18 protein-coding genes are annotated in these 18,733 nt (G+C 70.0%); 5 read left to right on the top strand and 13 right to left on the bottom strand.

The window, feature by feature from the left end; genetic code table 11:
• Window positions 1–77: 77 nt before the first annotated feature.
• Window positions 78–1,670, bottom strand: a complete 1,593-nt coding sequence (locus BWI15_RS19275; protein ID WP_077015757.1) for an ABC transporter permease — start codon at window positions 1,668–1,670, stop codon at window positions 78–80.
• Window positions 1,667–2,581, bottom strand: coding sequence for an ABC transporter ATP-binding protein (locus BWI15_RS19270; protein ID WP_077015756.1), 915 nt, complete (start codon window positions 2,579–2,581; stop codon window positions 1,667–1,669). The genes BWI15_RS19275 and BWI15_RS19270 overlap by 4 nt, the downstream gene beginning before the upstream one ends.
• Window positions 2,582–2,678: 97 nt before the next feature.
• Between BWI15_RS19270 and BWI15_RS19265 the strand changes: the two genes are divergently transcribed.
• The gene (locus BWI15_RS19265) at window positions 2,679–3,176 is read left to right on the top strand and encodes a GbsR/MarR family transcriptional regulator (RefSeq protein ID WP_077015755.1); all 498 of its coding nucleotides are present in this window, start codon (window positions 2,679–2,681) and stop codon (window positions 3,174–3,176) included.
• Window positions 3,177–3,233: 57 nt separating this feature from the next.
• Here BWI15_RS19265 and BWI15_RS19260 read toward each other — a convergent pair whose 3' ends face one another.
• Both BWI15_RS19260 and BWI15_RS19255 read right to left on the bottom strand, forming a co-directional pair.
• On the bottom strand, window positions 3,234–5,099 hold the full coding sequence (locus BWI15_RS19260) for an alpha/beta fold hydrolase (protein WP_077015754.1): 1,866 nt from the start codon (window positions 5,097–5,099) through the stop codon (window positions 3,234–3,236).
• A gap of 103 nt (window positions 5,100–5,202) precedes the next feature.
• Window positions 5,203–5,886 (bottom strand): NBR1-Ig-like domain-containing protein, encoded by a 684-nt coding sequence (locus BWI15_RS19255; RefSeq protein WP_077015753.1) that lies wholly within the window; start codon window positions 5,884–5,886, stop codon window positions 5,203–5,205.
• Window positions 5,887–5,986: 100 nt separating this feature from the next.
• Here BWI15_RS19255 and BWI15_RS19250 point away from each other — a divergent pair, with 100 nt between their 5' ends.
• On the top strand, window positions 5,987–6,682 hold the full coding sequence (locus BWI15_RS19250) for a CHAP domain-containing protein (RefSeq protein WP_077015752.1): 696 nt from the start codon (window positions 5,987–5,989) through the stop codon (window positions 6,680–6,682).
• Window positions 6,683–6,819: 137 nt separating this feature from the next.
• Here the strand turns inward: BWI15_RS19250 and BWI15_RS19245 are convergent, their stop codons facing one another.
• A complete protein-coding gene (locus BWI15_RS19245) occupies window positions 6,820–7,842 on the bottom strand; it encodes a LacI family DNA-binding transcriptional regulator (RefSeq protein WP_237771356.1) in 1,023 nt (340 codons plus the stop codon).
• Window positions 7,843–7,963: 121 nt separating this feature from the next.
• On the opposite strand from BWI15_RS19245, the gene BWI15_RS19240 reads away from it, so the two are divergent.
• From BWI15_RS19240 to BWI15_RS19230, 3 genes are read left to right on the top strand one after another with little or no spacing between them, the layout of a single operon-like run.
• Window positions 7,964–8,944, top strand: coding sequence for a carbohydrate ABC transporter permease (locus BWI15_RS19240; protein WP_237771355.1), 981 nt, complete (start codon window positions 7,964–7,966; stop codon window positions 8,942–8,944).
• 4 nt (window positions 8,945–8,948) lie between these two features.
• Window positions 8,949–9,848 carry a carbohydrate ABC transporter permease gene (locus BWI15_RS19235; RefSeq protein ID WP_077015751.1) on the top strand — a complete coding sequence of 300 codons (900 nt, stop codon included), beginning with the start codon at window positions 8,949–8,951 and terminating at the stop codon, window positions 9,846–9,848.
• 7 nt (window positions 9,849–9,855) lie between these two features.
• Entirely contained in the window at window positions 9,856–11,154 is a 1,299-nt protein-coding gene (locus BWI15_RS19230; protein WP_077015750.1) for an ABC transporter substrate-binding protein, read from the top strand.
• Between the two features lie 54 nt (window positions 11,155–11,208).
• Here BWI15_RS19230 and egtD read toward each other — a convergent pair whose 3' ends face one another.
• The 8 genes from egtD to BWI15_RS19190 form a co-directional block, all read right to left on the bottom strand.
• Window positions 11,209–12,174, bottom strand: coding sequence for an L-histidine N(alpha)-methyltransferase (gene egtD, locus BWI15_RS19225; protein WP_083750866.1), 966 nt, complete (start codon window positions 12,172–12,174; stop codon window positions 11,209–11,211).
• Window positions 12,171–12,923: an ergothioneine biosynthesis protein EgtC gene (gene egtC / locus BWI15_RS19220; protein ID WP_077015749.1), complete on the bottom strand. Its 753-nt coding sequence runs from the start codon at window positions 12,921–12,923 to the stop codon at window positions 12,171–12,173. The genes egtD and egtC overlap by 4 nt, the downstream gene beginning before the upstream one ends.
• On the bottom strand, window positions 12,923–14,257 hold the full coding sequence (gene egtB / locus BWI15_RS19215) for an ergothioneine biosynthesis protein EgtB (protein ID WP_143465699.1): 1,335 nt from the start codon (window positions 14,255–14,257) through the stop codon (window positions 12,923–12,925). The genes egtC and egtB overlap by 1 nt, the downstream gene beginning before the upstream one ends.
• Entirely contained in the window at window positions 14,254–15,480 is a 1,227-nt protein-coding gene (locus BWI15_RS19210) for a glutamate-cysteine ligase family protein (RefSeq protein ID WP_077015748.1), read from the bottom strand. The genes egtB and BWI15_RS19210 overlap by 4 nt, the downstream gene beginning before the upstream one ends.
• 145 nt (window positions 15,481–15,625) lie before the next feature.
• Window positions 15,626–16,558 (bottom strand): TIGR03619 family F420-dependent LLM class oxidoreductase, encoded by a 933-nt coding sequence (locus BWI15_RS19205; RefSeq protein ID WP_077015747.1) that lies wholly within the window; start codon window positions 16,556–16,558, stop codon window positions 15,626–15,628.
• Window positions 16,559–16,639: 81 nt separating this feature from the next.
• Entirely contained in the window at window positions 16,640–17,263 is a 624-nt protein-coding gene (locus BWI15_RS19200) for a TetR/AcrR family transcriptional regulator (protein WP_077015746.1), read from the bottom strand.
• 25 nt (window positions 17,264–17,288) lie between these two features.
• Complete coding sequence (locus tag BWI15_RS19195) at window positions 17,289–17,957, bottom strand: (2Fe-2S)-binding protein (protein ID WP_077015745.1); 669 nt, start codon at window positions 17,955–17,957, stop codon at window positions 17,289–17,291.
• Complete coding sequence (locus BWI15_RS19190; RefSeq protein ID WP_077015744.1) at window positions 17,954–18,730, bottom strand: ABC transporter ATP-binding protein; 777 nt, start codon at window positions 18,728–18,730, stop codon at window positions 17,954–17,956. Before BWI15_RS19190 ends, BWI15_RS19195 begins: the two co-directional genes overlap by 4 nt.
• Window positions 18,731–18,733: the final 3 nt, after the last annotated feature.

Genomic DNA, 18,733 nt, shown 5'->3' with positions numbered 1-18,733 from the left:
CGGTGACTCGCCGGGCGCCCGCGCGAACCGCCGCGCAGCGGCCCCCGCGGGCGAGGTTGATCGGTGGTGGGCGTCGGTCAGCCGATGTCGCGGCGGCGGAACGTGGTGTAGCCGGCGACGATCAGGGCGGCGGCGATGACGGTCAGCCAGACGACAGGCGTGGCGCTGAAGTCGCCGCCGGGGAGGCGGGGCGTGTGACCGTAGGGGCTGAGGTTCATCACCGACTGCGGCAGGTCGAAGATCGAGCCGAACTGGCCGATCAGCAGGAAGGCACCGAACAGGAACCACCCGGCGGTGACCAGCTTCGGCGCCACACCGAACAGCAGCACGACAAGCGCGGTGACCAGCCAGATGGCCGGGAGTTGGACGGCTGCGGCGGCCAGCAGGCGCGGGACCTGGCGGCCCGTGTTGCCGAGTTCCGCGCCACTGGAGATGCCGGCCCCGAGGCCGCCGACCACAATCAGCAGAGTGGTGCCGAGCAGAGCCATCAGCACGTGGCTGGACAGCCAGCGGCTGCGGGTGACGCCAGTGGCGAGCAGCGGCTCGGCGCGAAGCGCGGTCTCCTCGGAGCGCAGCCGGAGCGCGGCCTGAATGCCGAAGGCCGAGGCGAGCAGGCCGAGCACGCCCATCTCCGTGGACAGGAACGCGTCGGTGATGCCGTCGACGCCGCCGAGCTTCTGGATCAACTCCTTGGCGCTCTCCGATCCCGCGAAGCCGTCCACGTTGCTGGCGATGTTGCCGACCACCAGTCCGAGCAGCAGGAACGCGAAACCCCAGCCGTACAGGGAGCCCCGGTGCAGCCGCCAGGCCAGGGCGAGCGGCGACCGCAGCGAGGCGGCGGCCGTCGCGGGACCCGGTCGCGGGCGGACCAGACCGGCACCGATGTCCCGGCGCCGCAGCAACGCGTACGCCGCCGCGACCAGCACCACGAGCAACGCCAGCGGCGCGAGGGCCACGACGACCCGGTCACCGGCGTACGCGCGGATCTGCTGGGACCAGCCGATCGGCGACAGCCAAGACACCCAGGCCGTACCGTCCGAGGAGTCGCCGATCGCGCGGAGCACGTAGGAGACACCGAGCACGATGGCGGTCAGGCCGTTCGCGGCCCGCGCGCCCTCGGTCAGCTGGGCGGTCAGCCCGCCGACGCCGGCGAAGGCAAGACCGGCCGAGGTCCAGACCAGTCCGAAGGCGAACGATCCGGCCACCGGGAGTCCGACGCCGATCAGGCTCACGGCGGTCAGCAGCCCGATCAGTACGACGGTCAGGCCCGAGACGAGCAGTCCGGCCGTCAGAGCGGCGTACCGGCCGAGGACTCCGGCGCTGAGCAGTTCGAGCCGGCCGGACTCCTCCTCGGCGCGGGTGTGGCGGACGACCAGCATCGACGCCAGCAGCGCGACCAGCAACGCACCGAACGCGGTCAGCTTGAACAGCGACAGCTCGCCGAGCGACGAGGGATCGAAGATCCGGCCGTACAAGGACACCAGCGCGGGCGAGGAGTTCGTGGTCGTCGCCGCTTCGATCCGCGACTTCTCGTCCGGGTAGAGGTCGATCGACGCCTGCGCCGAGCCGGCAGCCATCAGCACGAACACCACGACCCACAACGGAATCAGCACCCGGTCGCGGCGCAGCGCCAGCCGGACCAGGGTCGACGTACCGACGAAGTCGTTCATCGCGCGTCCACCAGAGCGGGCTCGGCGGTGTCGTCCTCGTAGTGCCGCAGGAACAGCTCCTCCAGCGTCGGCGGCTGCGCGACCAGGTTCTTGATGCCGCTCGCGGCGAGCTGCTTCATCAGGCCGTCCAGCTGCGCGGTGTCGACCTCGCAGCGGACCCGGTGGCCCTCGACCTCGAGACCGTGTACGCCGGGCAGCTTCGCGAGCCCGTTCGGCGACGAGGCCAGCTCGGCCTGGACCGATGTGCGGGTCAGGTGCCGCAGATCGGCCAGGGTGCCCGTCTCGACCACCTTGCCCTTGCGGATGATGCTGATCCGGTCGCAGAGTGCCTCGACCTCGGACAGGATGTGGCTGGACAGCAGCACGGTCCGGTCCCGGTGGCGCTCCTCCTCGATGCACTGGCGGAACACCTCCTCCATCAGCGGGTCCAGGCCGGAAGTCGGCTCGTCCAGGATCAGCAGCTCGACGTCGGAGGCCAGCGCGGCGACCAGCGCGACCTTCTGCCGGTTGCCCTTGGAGTAGGTCCGGCCCTTCTTGGTCGGGTCCAGGTCGAAGCGGCGCAACAGCTCGTCGCGCTTCTTCGGGTCGAGCCCGCCACGCAGCCGGCCGAGCAGGTCGATCACCTCGCCGCCGGTCAGGTTCGGCCACAGGTTGACGTCGCCCGGGACGTAGGCGAGTCGCCGGTGCAGCTGGGCCGCGTCGTGCCAGGGATCGCCACCGAGCAGCGAAACGTCGCCGGAGTCACCGCGGAGCAGGCCGAGCAGGACCCGGATGGTGGTGGACTTCCCGGCTCCGTTCGGGCCGAGGAAGCCGTGCACCTCTCCGGTCGCGACCTCCAGGTCGAGACCGTCGAGGGCGTGCGTCACGCCGTAGGACTTGTGCAGTCCGGAGACCACGATGGCTGATGTCATGTTTCAGAAGCTACACTTCATTCAGAATTTTGTGAATCTTTCTAACGTGTCTCTCACATCGCAGGTTTCCGGCGCACCGAGGGGAGATGATGGGCCGGTGAGCGCACAACGAGACGACGAGGCGGTCCAGCGGTACGCCGAGGGCTTCGGCAACCTGCTGGCCGAGACCGGCTGGCCGCGGATGTCGGCCCGGGCCTTCGCCGCCATCCTGGCCAGCGAGAAGGGACGGCTGACCTCCGCCGAGCTGTGCGAGCAGTTGCAGGCCAGTCCCGCGGCGGTGTCCGGCGCGGTTCGCTACCTGCTGCAGATGCGGCTGGCCACCCGGGAACGCGAGCCCGGCAGCCGGCGCGACGTGTACGTCGTCCAGGACAACTTCTGGTACGAATCGATGATGCGCCAGGACCGGTTCCTGCCGCGCTGGGAGGACGTGCTCGGCCTGTTGATCAACGAGCTCGAGCCGGGCAGCGAGGCGCACCGAAGGGTCAGCTCGACGCTCGGCTTCCTGGCGTTCATCCAGGAGGAGGTCGAAGGGCTGAGCGAGCGCTGGGTCAAGTACAAGGCGCGGATGGACGCGGACTACGACGCTTCGCACTGAACACGACCGAGGCCCCGGTGGAATCCACCGGGGCCTCGGTTCTACCGCTGACGACGACTAGCGCAGCGCGCCGGCCGCCACCGTGTCGAGCACCTGCTGCAGCATCGGGCTCGTCTTGCCGGAGTTCGCCTTCGACTTCGGCAGCCGCACCGCGTTGCCGTCGACCGGACCGTCGACCGGGTAGACCGACAGCTCGGCCGGCAGCGGGCTGGTGCCGCAGACCTGATCCTTGCCCGGCAGCTCGCCGCCGAACACGAACTTGTCACCGATCGCCTCGGCGCACGACGACGCCGAACCGACGTACTGGCCGTGCTGGCCCTCGTCGTCGATCGCGACGAACCGGGTGAACTGCTTGGTGTCGTTGTGCGTGCGCAACGCACCCTCGTACGCCGTGGCCGGGTCGAGCTCGCCCTGGACCATCAGCATCCGCGGCGACCCCTTCAGGTCCAGGTTGCGGTCCTGCGGGGCGTACTTCCAGAACGCGCACATCGGGACGCCGTTCATGTAGCCGAAGAAGCTGTACTTCCTGGCCATCCGGTCGGCTTCGCGCAGGTAGAAGTTCGGGTCGGAGTTCCAGGCGGTGTCGTTGCAGCGCACCGTGGTGCCGATCGCGCCGAGGTTCACCGGCTGGTCACCCGACGTCGCCTTGGCCGCGGTCTCCCGGGCGTCGGCGAGCACCGACTTGGCGGTGTCGACCTGGGCCGCCGCCAGCGTCGCCGCGGCCGCGGCGGTCACGCCGTACCGGGCCCTGATCGCGGCGAGGGTGTCGAACGCCTGCAGCTCCGGCGACAGCCGGGCCCACGCGCGGTCGACGTGCTGGACCTCGATCTCGCCGGAGTCCGACGGGTCCTTGACGTACTCGTCGTGCACCAGGATGTCCATCGTGGCGCGGATGAACCGGACGTTGCCGTAGATCGCGCTGTAGATGTTGCCGTCCAGGCCGTCACCGCGGACCGAGCTCTCGCCGGCCTTGACCAGCGTGACGAGCGACGCGCGGATCCCGTTGTACTTCGCCAGCACCTGCGCCGGCGTCTTGCCGAGTCCGCTGATCTGGTCGGCGTGCCGGGCGATCCACGGGAACAGCTGGGTGTCGCGGCGGCGCTGGCCGGAGAACGGGTCGAAGTTCACGTTCTGCCACTGGGTGTGGGTCCAGTCCATGTTCGAGTCGAGCACGAACCGGCCGACCTTCGACGGGTAGGTGTCGGCGTACCAGCCACCGAGCCAGGTGCCGTAGCTATAGCCGATGAAGTTCAGCTGGCGGGCCTTGAGCAGCGCCCGGATGAACTCCATGTCGTACACGGTCTGCTGGCTGCTGACGAACTGCCCGTACTCCGTGGCCGCGCAGGCGTCGGCCTGCAGCTTCGCCTCGGCCACCTCGACCTGGTGGGTGAGCTTCGTGCGCTCCTTGTAGTCCGGGGTGACCGGCAGGGCGTTCAGCGCCTCGGCGGTGGTGATGCACTGCAGCGGCGTGGACTGGCCGAAGCCGCGCGGGTCGAAGCCGACCAGGTCGAAGTCGCTGAACAGCTGCGGCTTCTCGGTGGCCAGCGCCGCGGACAGGTTCAGGCCGGCGCCGCCCGGACCGCCGGGGTTCGAGGCCATCAGGCCCTTCGACGTACCGGTCGCCTTGCTGTACGAGATCGCGACCTCGATGTCGGGGTGCGCGTCGGGGTTGGCCCAGTCCATCGGCACCTTGACCTTGGCGCAGTTGGTGGTCGGCGCCTGCGGGTACAGCCGCTTGATCTGGGCATCGAACGAACAGACCGACCACTGGATCGGCTGGTCGAGGTACTTCTGCGGGATGGACGGCGTCGGCGGGTCCGTCGGCTTCGGCGCCGCCGCTGTCGCGGTGGTGGCGGTCAGCAGCGGTACGACCAGCGCCGCGGCTGTCAGTGCAGCCACCGCGATCTTCCGGGGTTTGCTCACGCTCAGGCTCCCGTGTTTCCAGGCGGACAGGATTGAGGGCAACCTAAGTCCCCTGCCGCCTCCACACCAGGTGCAGGCGCTCACTCAAGGGCAAACCCGCGCCTCACAACTCGTGAACGGTGAAGATCGTGCAGTAGATCGGCGGCGACTCGAGGCCCGGGTAGTACAGGCGGCCCGCGTCGTCGGTGACCTTGAAGTACGCCGTGGAAGCGCCGACCTGCGACGGGGCCTGCAGGGTCATCCGGACCGTCACCACCTGCCCCGGTACGGCGTCCGGGATGCGCGCGGATCGAGGCGAACGCATCCAGCCCGGCGTCGCGGCGGCGCCCTGGCGGGTCAGCCAGCGATCGTGCCACGGGCGTTCACCGCTGTTGCGCAGCTCCCAGGTCTTCTCGAACTGCTGGTCCCTGGCGATCCGGGTGCCGTCCGGGACGCTCTCGCCAACCAACTCGGCACGGTCGTCGGGATGGTGGTCGACCGGAACCGATCCGCCGAGCAGCATCGGCTGGACCTGGCGGCGCAAATCCCGCTGCGAGACGTCCTTGCCGGCCCGGACGGCGGCGTCCAGCTCGACCAGCTGGTTGACCAGCGCTCGGCCGGCGCCGAAGGACTCGTCGTACCACTCGATGAGTTCCCGGCTGGGTCTGGTGTGACCGCGCTCGACCCGGGACAGATGGCCCTTGTCCCAGCCGGACAGGCTGGCCGCGCGGGTCAGCGGTATCCCGGCCGCCTCGCGCAGCTCGCGCATCCGGCTGCCGATCAGCGAGCGAACCTGGGCTGGCCTCACCGTGCACTCTCCGATCGTTGCCCACTGCGACAACACCGTAACGCTCTGATTCTCTGTGAGTCAGTACCAGTGCGCCACTCCGCAACGAAAAGGAGCAACCATGCGTACCGCCCTCCTACGCATCACCGCCCGGCTCACCGCGATCACCCTGCTCGGCGGGGCCGCGTTGCTCGGTGCCGGCCCCCTGCCCGCCCACGCGGCGACCGGCACCGTCGTCACCGACAGCGGGGCCGGCGTCACGATCCGGTCCGGCAACGCCACCAGCTTCGGCGCGGTCGGCACCCAGCCCAACGGCACGGTCCAGATCGACTGCCAGCTCTACGGCGAGCCCGTCACCGGCAAGTACGGCCGCAGCCTGATCTGGGACCACATCCCCGGCAAGGGCTTCATCTCCGACGCCTACGTGAACACCGGCAGCACCGGCCTGGTCGCCCCGCTCTGCACGACCAACCCGCGCGCCGACAAGGCGATCGCCTGGTACGCCGCCCGCAACGGCTCTACCGCGTACCAGGGGTACTGCGAGATGGCGGCCGAGAACTCCTACGGCAAGACCGGCATCTGGCCCTCCGCCAAGGCCGACTGGAACGACGCCGTCGCCCGCGGCGTCGCCCATCGCGGCGACCTCAACCCACCCAAGGGCGCTCTGGTCTTCTGGGACCTCGCCGCCCCCTACGGCCACGTCGGCGTCGCCCGCGGCGACGGGTACTTCTGGGCCACCAGCGTCGGCGGCAAGATCGGGCTGGCCAAGCTGCCGTACTTCTCCAACTACCTCGGCTGGGCCTGGCCGAACTTCTGATCCCCTCGGGCGCCCGGTCGCACCCGCCCCTCCGACCGGGCGCTGAACCTGCACCACTCACCAACCCCGACGGCGACGGCGTGTCCTGAGCGACACGCCGTTCCGAAGCGAGTTGGTGAGTGCTGCACGTCCGCCCGTCAGGCCGGCGGTCGCTCGCCCGAGCCTCGTTGGATCAGGACGGAGGGCAGCACGATGCGTTGCGGCGGGCGGGTTTCGGTGCCGGCGGCGCGGGCGAGCAGAAGGCGGGCGGCGGTGCGGCCCAGCTCGCCGATGTCGGAGGCGACGACGGTGACGGGGGTGGGCAGCATGTCGGCCATCCGGAAGTCGTCGAAGCCGACGACCGCGGGCTGCGTGGAGTCGCCGAGTCCGCGCAGGACGCCTTCGGTGACGAAGTTGGTGGAGGCGAACAGGGCGGTGGGCGGATCGGCCCGGTCCATCAGCTCGCGAGTCGCCTTCTCGGCCGCTTCGGCGGTGCCTTCAGGGAGCTGGACGACCAGTGACTCGTCCACCGGTACGCCGGCCTCGCGGTGCGCCCGGCGATAACCCCGCAATCGTCGTCCGGTCGTGTAGTACGACGGCGCCAGCAGGATCGCGATCCGCCGGTGCCCCTGGCCGAGCAGGTGATCGACGGCGAGCTTGGCGCCGCCCTCGTTGTCGACCATCACGATGTCGGCGTCGATGCCGTGCGCGGGTCGGTCGACGAAGACCACCGGCACGCCGGCCGCGGTCAGGAACGAGTGGTCGCTCTGGTCCGGCACGATCATCAGCCCGGCGACCTGGCGCCCGATCAGCTCCTGGATCGCCCGCTTCTCCCCCTCCGGGTCCTCGTCCACGCTGCCCAGCACGACCGCGAACCCGGACTGCCCGGCCACCTCCAGCGAGGCTTTCGCGATCGTGGCGAAAAACGGGTTGGTCAGGTCGCCCAGCACCAGCGCGAGGCTCGACGACTTCTTGCCCGGCCGCAGCGCCCGGGCCACCTCGTTGCGCTGGAAACCCAGTTCGTCGATCGCGGCCCGGACCCGGTCGGCGGTCTCCTCGCGCACTCCGGCCCCGCCGTTCACCACCCGGGAGACGGTGCCCAGGCCGACACCGGCCCGCTGGGCAACGTCGATCATCGTCGGCGGCTTGGCGTCGGCTTTGCGTGGAAACGTTTCGGACACGGGGTTGACTTCCCTCTCACGACACGGCATCGTCACCCGACAGTAAGCCTTGGAAACGTTACCATCCAGGAGGCAGGATGATTCGTCCCTCGTACCGCCCGGGCCGGGACGGGACGGGCCGATGGCCCGGGTGACCGGCGGGGCCCCGGTGGCCGACGGCGCGCGGGTGCGCGGTCGCCGGCCGGCGACCGCGTCCGGGCTGAGCCGCAACGCCGGATCCGACGTCCGCGCGGCGTACCTGTTCATCGCGCCGGCGATCATCGGCTTCACGGTGTTCGTGGCCTACCCGCTGATCCGGTCCTTCGCGCTGGCGCTGACCAGGGACAACGGGCTGACCGATCCGGTGTTCGTTGGCCTGGGCAACTTCCGCCGGCTGTTCACCGTCGATCCCGCGTTCTGGCCGTCGCTGCGGGCCACCGGCTACCTGGTGGTGCTGTACGTCCCGCTGTCGCTGGCCCTCGGACTCGCGCTGGCGATGTTCTGCAACCAGCGGTTCGCCGGCGTCCGGGTGGTGCGCACGCTGGCGTACCTGCCGGTGGTGCTGCCGGCCGTCGCGACGATCACGTTGTGGAAGTTCATCCTGAACCCGCAGGTCGGCCTGCTGAACACGATCCTGGACAAGCTGCACCTGCCGACCAGTTCGTGGCTGGCCAGTCCGACGATGGCGATGCCGTCGATCGTGATCGTGATGCTGTGGGGCGTCGGCGGCACGATGATCATCTTCCTGGCCGCGTTGCAGGCGGTGCCGACCGAGCTGTACGAGGCGGCCCGGGTGGACGGCGCCGGGCCCTGGTCGACGTTCTCGCGGATCACGCTGCCGATGATCAGCCCGATCATGTTGCTGCAGGTGATCCTGCAGACCACGGCCGCGCTGCAGACGTTCAACCAGCCGAAGATCCTGACCAACGGCGGTCCGGGCTTCAGCACCAACGTGCTGATGCTGTCGATCTACAACAACGGCTTCTCCAACCTCGGCCGGGTCCCGCAACTCGGGTACGCCTCGGCCCAGGTCTGGGTGCTGTTCGTGATCATCATCGCCGTCATCGCCCTGACCGCGAAGTTCTCCTCGCTTTGGACCTACAGTGACAACACTCCCGACTGACCCCGTGCAGACCGTCGCCCCGGCGCTGGCCCCCAGCACCGCCGCGTCCGGACCGGCGAAGCGACGGCGCCCGCTGGGCACCGCGTCCTGGTACGTCACCGCGTTGTTCATCAGCTCGGTGATGGTGGTCCCGCTGCTGTGGATGATCACCATCGGCCTGAAGAGCCGGACGGCCGTCTTCGAGGTCCCGCCCAGGTTGCTGCCGCGGGAGTTCAACTGGAGCAACTTCATCGAGGGCCCGCAGGCGATCAACTTCGGCCGGCTGCTGCTGAACTCCTCGGTGATCACCGCGCTCAGCGTGCTCGGTGGCGTGCTGACCGCGATGATGGCCGGCTACGCGCTGGCCCGGCTGCGCTTCCCCGGCCGCAAGGTCTGGTTCTACCTGTTCGTCGGCAGCATGCTGCTGCCCGGTGTGGTCGGGCTGATCCCGTTGTTCCAGCTGTACAAGAGCATCGGCTGGTACGACACCTGGCTGCCGCTGATCGTGCCGGCCTTCTTCGGCGGGAACCCACTGTTCATCTTCCTGGCCCGGCAGTACTTCCTGGCCATCCCGTACTCGATCGACGAGGCGGCCAAGATCGACGGCGCCGGACACTTCCGGATCTTCACCCAGGTGATGCTCCCGCTGACCAGGCCGGCCTGGATCACGATGGCGATCCTGGCCTTCCAGGCGTCGTGGAACGACTTCCTCAATCCCCTGGTCTACCTGTACTCCGCCGACAAGTGGCCGCTGTCGGTCGGGATGGCGTCGTTCATCTCTCCGTTCGCCGGGCAGACGCCGGACTGGAGCTACTACATGGCCACCAACCTGCTCTACATGCTGCCGCCGCTGATCCTGTTCTTCGCGGCGCAGCGCTACTTCATCCAGGGCCTCGGCTCGCTCGGCAGCACCACCCAGAAGTGAGGACACCGTGAAGACGAGAATCATCGGCACCACCTTGGCCTGCGCCGGTCTGCTCACGGCGACCGCGTGCAGCGGCTCCGACTCCGGCGGCGGCGCCGACGGACCGGTCACCGTCACCGTGATGACGTGGGAGTCGGCCGAGACCAACGCCGCGATCGACAAGGCGCTGGCCGGGTTCCAGGACCCGAACGTGAAGGTCCAGCGGATCGACACCCCCAGCGGCGGGTACGGCGACAAGCTCGCCTCGCTGACCCAGGCCAAGAAACTGCCCGACCTGTTCTGGTGCGGCAACGACACCGAGCAGCAGTACACCTCGCAAGGGCTGCTGGTCGACTGGTCGCAGCGGATCACCGGCGGCGACGGCGACTTCAAGGCCGACAAGTTCGTCGGTTCGGCGATGGAGAACTGGAAGACCGCCGACGGCCAGATGGGCGGGCTGCCGTCGCTGATGAACACGTACGGCGTCTGGTACAACGCCGACGCGTTCAAGGCGGCCGGACTGCCCGAACCGAAGGCCGGCTGGACCTGGGACGAGATGTACGCCGCGGCCGGCACGCTGGCGAACAAGGGCGGCGCGAAGTACGGCCTGGTCGCCGACCAGCTGACGTCGCCCGACGCGCCGTTCACGATGAGCCTGTACTCGGTGTCGGCCGGCGGCGCGCCGTTCACCGACAACGTGAACCACCCGACGAAGGCCGAGGCGGATGCGAAGTACGTCGAGGGCGTGACCAAGCTGGTCGACGCGATCAAGTCCGGAGCGGTCGCACCGCCCGGCTACGACGCGTCGAACGTGCAGGCGCTGTTCTCGGCGGGCAAGGTGCCGATGATGTTCGGCGGGCAGTGGCTGGCGGCCGGGTTCCAGACCGACAAGCCGAAGGTGAAGTACGGCTTCGCGCCATTCCCGCAGGTGGACACCCCGACCACGCTGTACGACTCGGTCGGCATCTGCACGCCGCAGTACACGGCGAACGAGGACGCGACGTACAAGGTGCTGGAGTACCTGAACACGAAGGTCTGGGACGCCGTCCTGCCCGCGTCGCCGGTCGCGCCCCCGGCGTACACGCCGGCGCAGGAAAGCTACTTCGCCGCGCTCACCAAGGCCGGTCAGACCACGGTCGTCGACACGGTGAAGGCGGACCTCGCGACGGAGAAGACGGTCGGGGTGCGGTTCACCACCCAGTGGGCCGCGCAGGTCGCCGACCTCACCACGGCGCACTACCTCCCGGTCCTGCAGGGCAAGAAGCCGGTCACCGAACTGCAGACCTACGTCGAGAAGATCAACGGCCTGATCAAGTCGGGCGGCTGAGTTCGTGGCGTCCGAAGAACCCGAGGTTATTGCCTCGGGTTCTTCGGACGTTGCTCAGACCGCCTGCCAGAGCGACAGGGCGAAGCGGTCTTCGGAGTCGGTCCACCAGGCGCCGGGGGTGAAGCCGGCTTTGCCGAGTTCGGCCTCGACCCCGTAGCGGTGGAACTTGGCGGAGATCTCGGTGCTCAGCTCCTCGCCCTCGGCGAAGTCGACCTCGAGGCCGAGCTCCGGGATCAGCACGCGCATCGCGCGGTCGGCGCGCAGGTGCATCTCGATCCACTCGTTCTCGGCGTCCCAGACGGCGACGTGGCTGAACGCCTCGACGTCGAAGTCCGCGCCGAGCTGGCGGTTGAGCACCCGCAGCACGTTGCGGTTGAACTCCGCCGTCACGCCCGCGCTGTCGTCGTACGCCGCGACCAGGGTGGCCGGGTTCTTCACCAGGTCGGTGCCGAGCAGCAGCCACTCGCCTGGCTCGAGCACCTCGCGGACCGAGCTGTAGAAGGTCTCGCGCTCGATCGGCAGCAGGTTGCCGATCGTGCCGCCGAGGAACGCGACCACGCGGGGCGCCTCACCGGGCAGCTTGTCGAGGTGGGCGGTGAAGTCGCCGACCACGCCGTGCACGGTCAGCCGCGGGTAGTCGGCGTTGATCGCCGCGGCCGCCTCGCGCAGCGCGGTCTCGGACACGTCGAGCGGGACGAACGTGGTGAGCGTGCCGTGGTCGCGCAGCCCGTCGAGCAACAGCCGGGTCTTCTCCGAGGAACCGGAGCCGAGCTCGACCAGCGTGTGCGCGCCGGTCAGCTGGGCGATCTCGGCGGCGCGGGCCTGCAGGATCTCGCGCTCGGCGCGGGTCGGGTAGTACTCGGGCAGGCGGGTGATCTGTTCGAAGAGTTCACTGCCGCGGGCGTCGTAGAACCACTTCGGCGCCAGCCATTTCGGGTCCGCGGTCAGTCCGGCCCGGACGTCCTCCTTGAGGGCGCGGGAGGTGTAGTCCGGGGTCAGATGAACGTCGATCAGGGTCACTGTCGTCCTTCCATCAAAGGGGTGGTGGCGCAGGAGAACCGGGTCGCGGTGAGCAGGGTGTGGTCGGGAACTTCGTGCCAGTCGGGGTCGTCGGGGGCCCAAGGCTCGGAGCTGACGGTCAGGGAGTCGCCGGTCCGGCGCATCCACAGCGAATGCGTCCACGTGGTCGCCACCAACTGCTCGCCGTCGGTCAGCAACACGTTCAGCCGGGAGTCCGGTGCGGCGGCCGCCACTTCCCGTACGACGTCGGCCACCGCTTCCGCCGCGGGGACGCCGTCGTCGAGTTTTCTGACGATCAGGGCCCAGAGCAACGCGGAGTCGACCGGCGCGTCCATCGTCATCAGGTCGGTGACGGGCAGCGTCTCGGCCAACTTCGCCACCGAGGCCGGCCAGCCGTTGATCCGCCCGTTGTGGCTGAAGAACCACCGCCCGTGCTGGAACGGCGCTGCGGCGGATTCCATCAAGGGCATTCCGACGGTCCCGTTGCGGACGGCGGCGAGCACCACGCCGGACTGGATCGAGCGCGCGAGCCCGGGCAAGTTCTCGTCAGCCCAGATCGGCACACTGCGCCGGTACCGCACCGGCTCGCCCTCGGCGTACCAGCCGATGCCGAAGCCGTCGGCGTTGACTGAGCCGCCGCCTCGCATGTCCGCCGGTGCCCAGCTCTGCCGGTAGAGCGAGTGCGGCGGATCGAGGAGCAGCAACGCCAGCGAGACCGGCGGCCCCAGGTACGCCAGGTGGCGGCACACTAGACGCGCTCCTCGGGGCGCGGATCGCGGGCGCAGCGGAAGCCGGCGAAGATCTGGCGGCGGATCGGGTAGTCCCAGTTGCGGAACGTGCTGCGGGCGACGACCTCGTCGGTGCCGAAGGAGCCGCCGCGCAGGATCTTGTAGTCGGGGCCGAAGAACACCAGCGAGTACTCGTCGTACGGGAAGGCCCGGAAGCCCGGGTACGGCGTGAAGTCGCTCGACGTCCACTCCCAGACGTCGCCGATCAGCTGCTCGACGCCGAGCGGTGAGGCGCCCGCCGGATACGCACCGACCGGCGCCGGGCCGAGGTGGCGCTGGCCGAGGTTGGCGTGCTGTGGGCCGGGGGTCTCGTCGCCCCACGGGAACCGCCGGGTCCGCCCGGTCGCCGGGTCGAAGCGCGCGGCGAACTCCCACTCCTGTTCGGTCGGCAGCCGCTTGCCCGCCCACTTCGCGTACGCCTCGGCCTCGTAGAAGCAGACGTGCATCACCGGCTCGTCCAGCGGCAGTGGCTCGCGGCGCCCGAAGCGGGTCCGCATCCAGTTGCCGTCGGCAACTTCCCAGAAGCGCGGCGCGACCAGCGACGCCTTCTGCACGTGCGCCCAGCCCACCGCCGACCACCATCGCTCGTCCTCGTAACCCCCGCCGAGCACGAACTTCAGGTAGTCCCCGTTGCTGACCGGCGCCGTGTCGATCACGTACGGCGCCACGCGCACCGCGTGCGCGGGCCGCTCGTTGTCCAGCGCCCACGGCTCGACCGACGTCCCCATCTCGAAGACCCCGCCCGGCACGAACACCTCAGCCGTGGCCAGGCGCCGCCCGGCCGGTGGAGCGGGCGCGTCCAGCACCGGGACCCCCGTCCGCAGCTGGTGCGTCGCGAGCATCGTCTCGTCGTGCTGCTGCTCGTGCTGCACGATCATCCCGAAGGCGAACCCGTTGTCGACCAGCTCGCGTCCACCGTCGAACTTCACGTGGTCGAGCACGTCGAGCACCTTGTCCCGCACCTCCACCACGTACGACCGGGTCTCGGCCGGCCCGAGCAGCGGCAGCGACGGCCGGTCGGCCCGGGCGTGCATGAACGCGTCGTACAGCTCGTCGATGTCCTGCCGGACCGGCTCGCGGCCGCCGACGTCGCGGACCAGCCAGAGCTCTTCCTGGTTGCCGATGTGGGCGTAGTCCCAGACCAGCGGGGACATCAGCCGGGAGTGCTGGCGGACCAGGTCGTCGGTGTCGACCGCGTCGGTCAGCTGGACGGTCCGGGCCCGGGAACGCTCGAGCTGTCCGGCGACGAAGGACCGGAGTCCCTCCGCGGTCAGGTCGGACAATTGGTGGGTCATGATGCTCGCCTTCTGTGGGTGTCGTCGACGATGCAGTGCAGCCGGGTTGCGACCTGCTCTGTGAGTTCTCGGGGTACGCCGGTCCGGTCCAGCACGCTGGTCCCCAGCGTGACCAGCTCGCGCGCGGCTTCGAGCACGAGCTTGTCGTCCAGCCCGTCCCGCGCCGCCGGGAACCAGCGGCCGGCCGCCGGAGCGGCGGCCGCCAACGCCTGGTCGGTGACGGCCGGATCCGACATCAGCGCGATCAGCAGCAGCGTCGGCGCGATCCAGCCGTCCCCCTGCTGGGCGTCCAGGTAGCGGACCTCCAGGTATCCCCGTGGCCGGACCGGTGGAAACAGGGTGGACAGGTGATAGTCGAGGTCGTCGTACGTCGGTCTGTCGCCGGGCAGGGCGCCCTCGGCCCAGGCACCGAAGGTGAGACCGGGTGGCGCCTGCCACGAGTCGCCGCGGCGAAGGCAGAGCACCGGCGCCTCCATCGCCGTCCGGGCCCAGGCCGCGGCCGGATCCCCGTCGTACGGCGGTGGCTCCGTGAACGGCGCGCAGGTGCCGAAGGTGGCCTCGGTGCGGGCCGAGGCCCAGCCGGTGTCCGCGCCGGTCCGGTGCCGGGAGTTGGCGAACAGGCCGACCAGGGCCGGGCCGACGTCGTGCAGCGCACGCCATCGCAGAGCGGTCTGATCGGCTTCGCCGGCGTCGAGACAGACCTGGAGTCCTGCCGTGCTGCACATCATCCTGGGGCCGTGGGGCCCGAGTTGCTGGAAGGCGTGCTCCATCGCGGCGTAGCGCGGGACGGTCAGGATGCGGCGCGGAGGACGGAAGGCGTCCAGGCCGTGGTCGCCGGGCACGAGGTCCGCGGCGGCCAGCAGGGCGGTGAGTTCCGCCGCATCGGCGGCGGTGTCCTCGATCAGCCTCGGCACGGAGGCCGAGGCGGGGCCGGAGATCTCCACCTGGCCACCCGGCTCCACCGTGACCAGTGCACCCCGGCCGAGCGGCAGCTGCGTGCTGCCCGGGACCAGGGTGGCGGGCGCGTGCACGCCCAGGGCCTTGCTCAGTTGTCCGGCGTCGAGCGGCCGGTGCGGATCGTCCGCATGGTGCACCGTCCACTCCAGCTCGACACCGTGCAGCCGAGGAGGGCCGTGCTTGAAACACACCATCGCGACGTAACCCTCCGCCTCGGCCCGGGAGCCGATCGGAGTCGTCGCCGGGGTCGAACCTGGCTCCGTCACGTCTGCGAACCTAGCTCCGGCCACCGCACCGGACAACCGATATCGCGTTACGTCTGGCTGACGCCGAGCAGGTCTGCGGGAAGAAATTCATGCCGTCCAGCGTGCCTGGTGGCACCGACAGTTTTCGCCCGGCGGCCAGTTCTGGTCAGATCGCCGCGGCCCGGAACGCGGAGTGGAACTGCCCGAGCAGTTCGCTGTAGTGCTCGATGTCCCCCGCGATCGTGTGCAGCGTGAAGACCGCCTCGTCGACTCCGACCGCGGCGAGCGCGGCGACGTCCTCCATGATCTGCTCGACGCTGCCCTGGTACGGCGCCCGCTCGGCCGAGTCGACCCGGACGAACTCGCCGCCGAGCGCGATGATCGCGGTGGCCCGCACCGACTCCGGGTCGCGACCGTACTGCTCGGCCTTCGCCCGCAGCTCGGTCATCGTCGCGCCGACCTGGGCCGGCGGCACCATCACCGGCAACCAGCCGTCCGCGCGCCGGGCGACCCGGTCGAGCGCCTTCGGACCCCAGCCACCGAGGTAGACCGGGATCTTGGCGGCCGGCTTCGGCCCGGTTTCGGCGGGCCACAGCGTGTAGCGCTCGTTCTCGAACGACGCCGGATCAGGTCCCCAGACCGCCTCGGCCACGTCGAGGAATTCGTCCAGCGCGGCTCCCCGCTCCGCCATCGGCCGCGGCGCCGCCGCGGCGAACTCGTCGACCGACCAGCCCGTTCCCAGCCCGGCCACCACCCGGCCACCGCTGGCCGCGCCGATCCCCGCCAGCGAGTTCGCCAGCCGGTACGGCACGTGCAGCGGCGGCAGCATGACCGCGCTGCCGAGCGTGACCCGGGTCGTCACCGCCGCGGCCAGCGTCATGGCGACGATCGGGTCCAGCACCTTGCGATACACGTCCGGCCAGGCGCCGTCGCCGTACTCGGTCAGCCGGTGGATCCCGGTCTGGTCCTGAGGGTAGAGCAGCCGTTCGGACACCCAGACGCTGTCGTACCCGGTCTGCTCGGCCTCGCGGGCGGCGCGGGTCAGGTCGGTACGCGGATCGAACTTCCAGTTCTGCGGCAGCATCACGCCGAGCTTCATCGAGTCTCCTGTTGACCACTAGTCATTGATTGACAGTCAACGAAAAGCGTACGCCGAAACCGGGCTTGGACAAACCGCGGCTCAGAGCTGCTCGAGCGCCTCGGTCACGTCGAGCGACGCGTCCAGCTCGCGCGCAGCGCGAATCGCTCCGGCCAGCAGCGCGCAGAACGCCTCGACCATCGCGTCGACCGTGAACGGCCGGCCCTGCCGCAGCCACGAGGCGGTCAACCCCTCGGTGGCGTCCGCGAACGATCCGAGCACAGCGGCGACGGCCGGGTGGTCGCGGTCGAGCCCGAGCAGCCCGGCCAGCATGCGCAGTCCGTACTCCCGCTGGGTGACGAAGGCCTGGTCGCGCCCGGCGGCCAGGACCAGGTTCAGCGCCGTGTCCGGATGCTCGGCGACGAAACTGAGGAACGCGCGGAAGCGTTGCCGCACCTGGTCGCGGACAGCCACTGCCACCGGACCGTCCTCCGCGGCGCGGATCTGCTGGTAGACCGCGTCCACCGCGGCGGCGTACGCGCCCTGCTTGCCCTGGAAGTGGTGCGAGACCAGGCCGTGCGCAACGCCTGCGGCCTTGGCGATGCCGCCGACGGTCACCTCGCTGTACGGGCGCTGCGAGAACTCCGCCACCGCGGCGGCGAGCAGCTTCTGCCGCGTCTGTTCCGCGGCCGCCTGGCGGGCCGTCAGCGGTTTGTCGGGTGACACGGACCGCAGGCTACTCCCACCCGCGTCAGGCCTTGGTCGCAACTCTCGGGCAGGTGCTGCAGGGATTGGTGTTGGGCAGCGCGTAGACGAAGCAGCAGGAGGTGCGCAGTTTCTGGTTCAGGTCGAGCTTGAACGCCTGCGCCGCTTCTACGGCGTACAGAGCCTCTTCGGGCGTCTTCACTGCTGCCCGGAGCTCGTCGGTGATCGCACCGATCCGCTGGCGCGAGCTGAGCTTCACACCGGGCCGGTAGCTGTCGGTGAACGCCCTGGTGTGGCTCTCGACCTGCTGTGCCGCCTCGACGGTCGTGACGACCTTCGGTGAGAGCAGCGCGATCTCCACCGGGTAGTGGGCCGTCGGATGGCGCCGGAACGCCAGGGCGTCCGGTGACACGTCCGGCGAGACTCCGGTCAGCGCGGTGGACAGACCGGCCACGATCGACGGCACCGACACGTACCACATCAGCACGAACATCGCGGCCACCTGCACCGGCGGCTGGATCCCGTACTCCAGCGCGTACTGGTCCTGCAGTACCTTGCGCCACCCGTAGGTCGGGTCGGCGCCGGCCAGCTGGTCCTTGAGGAGTGTGCCGCAGTGGATCCACTCCGGTCCGGGCACCCGGTCCGTGGCCCGGACAGACAACCACGCCAGCTCCCCGTCGAGCAGGCCCGCGAGGCGGCTCGCGGTGTAGGTCATACCGCCAGCGTACGGTCGGGGACGACGACCGGCGCGCCGCCGACCTCGACCACGGTCGCGCGCAGGCCGAACACGTCGGCCAGCAGCTTCTCGTCGAGGATGTCGACCGGCCGGCCTTGCGCGGCGATCCTGCCATCCCCCATCACCACCAGGTGGTCGGCGTACTGGGCGGCCAGGGTCAGGTCGTGCAGCACGGTGATCACCGTCCGGCCGGAGCTGTGCGCCGCCGCGTGCACGACGTTCATCACGTCGACCGCGTGGGCCAGGTCGAGGTAGGTGGTCGGCTCGTCGAGCAGGAGGTGCGGCGTGCCCTGGGCGAGGACCATGGCGATCCACACCCGCTGCCGCTGGCCGCCGGACAGCTGGTCGACCGGACGGTCCCGCAGCTCGGCGAGCTCCACCGCGTCCAGCGCGTCGTCGATCGCCTGCTGGTCCTCCGGAGTGAGCCGGGCGAACATGCCGCGGTGCGGATGCCGGCCCCGCGACACCAGCTCGGCCGCGGTGATCCCCTCCGGCGTCACCGGCCCCTGCGGCAGTACGCCGAGCTGGCGGGCCAGCTCACGCGCCGGCAACTGATGGATGTCCTTGCCGTCGAGCAGGACACGGCCGCCGCTCGGTTTGAGCAGCCTGCTCATCCCCCGCAGCAGGGTGGACTTGCCGGAGCCGTTCGGCCCGACCACCGCGGTCATCCGGCCCGCCGGGACCTCCAGGCTGAGCCCGGACACGACCGGCTCGTCGGCGGCGTACCCCAAGGTGATGTTCTCGACGTACACGGT

The organism is Kribbella sp. ALI-6-A (assembly GCF_001984195.1).
GTDB lineage: Bacteria > Actinomycetota > Actinomycetes > Propionibacteriales > Kribbellaceae > Kribbella.
Note: the sequence above shows the minus strand (reverse complement) of the source record. Positions and strands in the feature narration are given on the sequence as shown.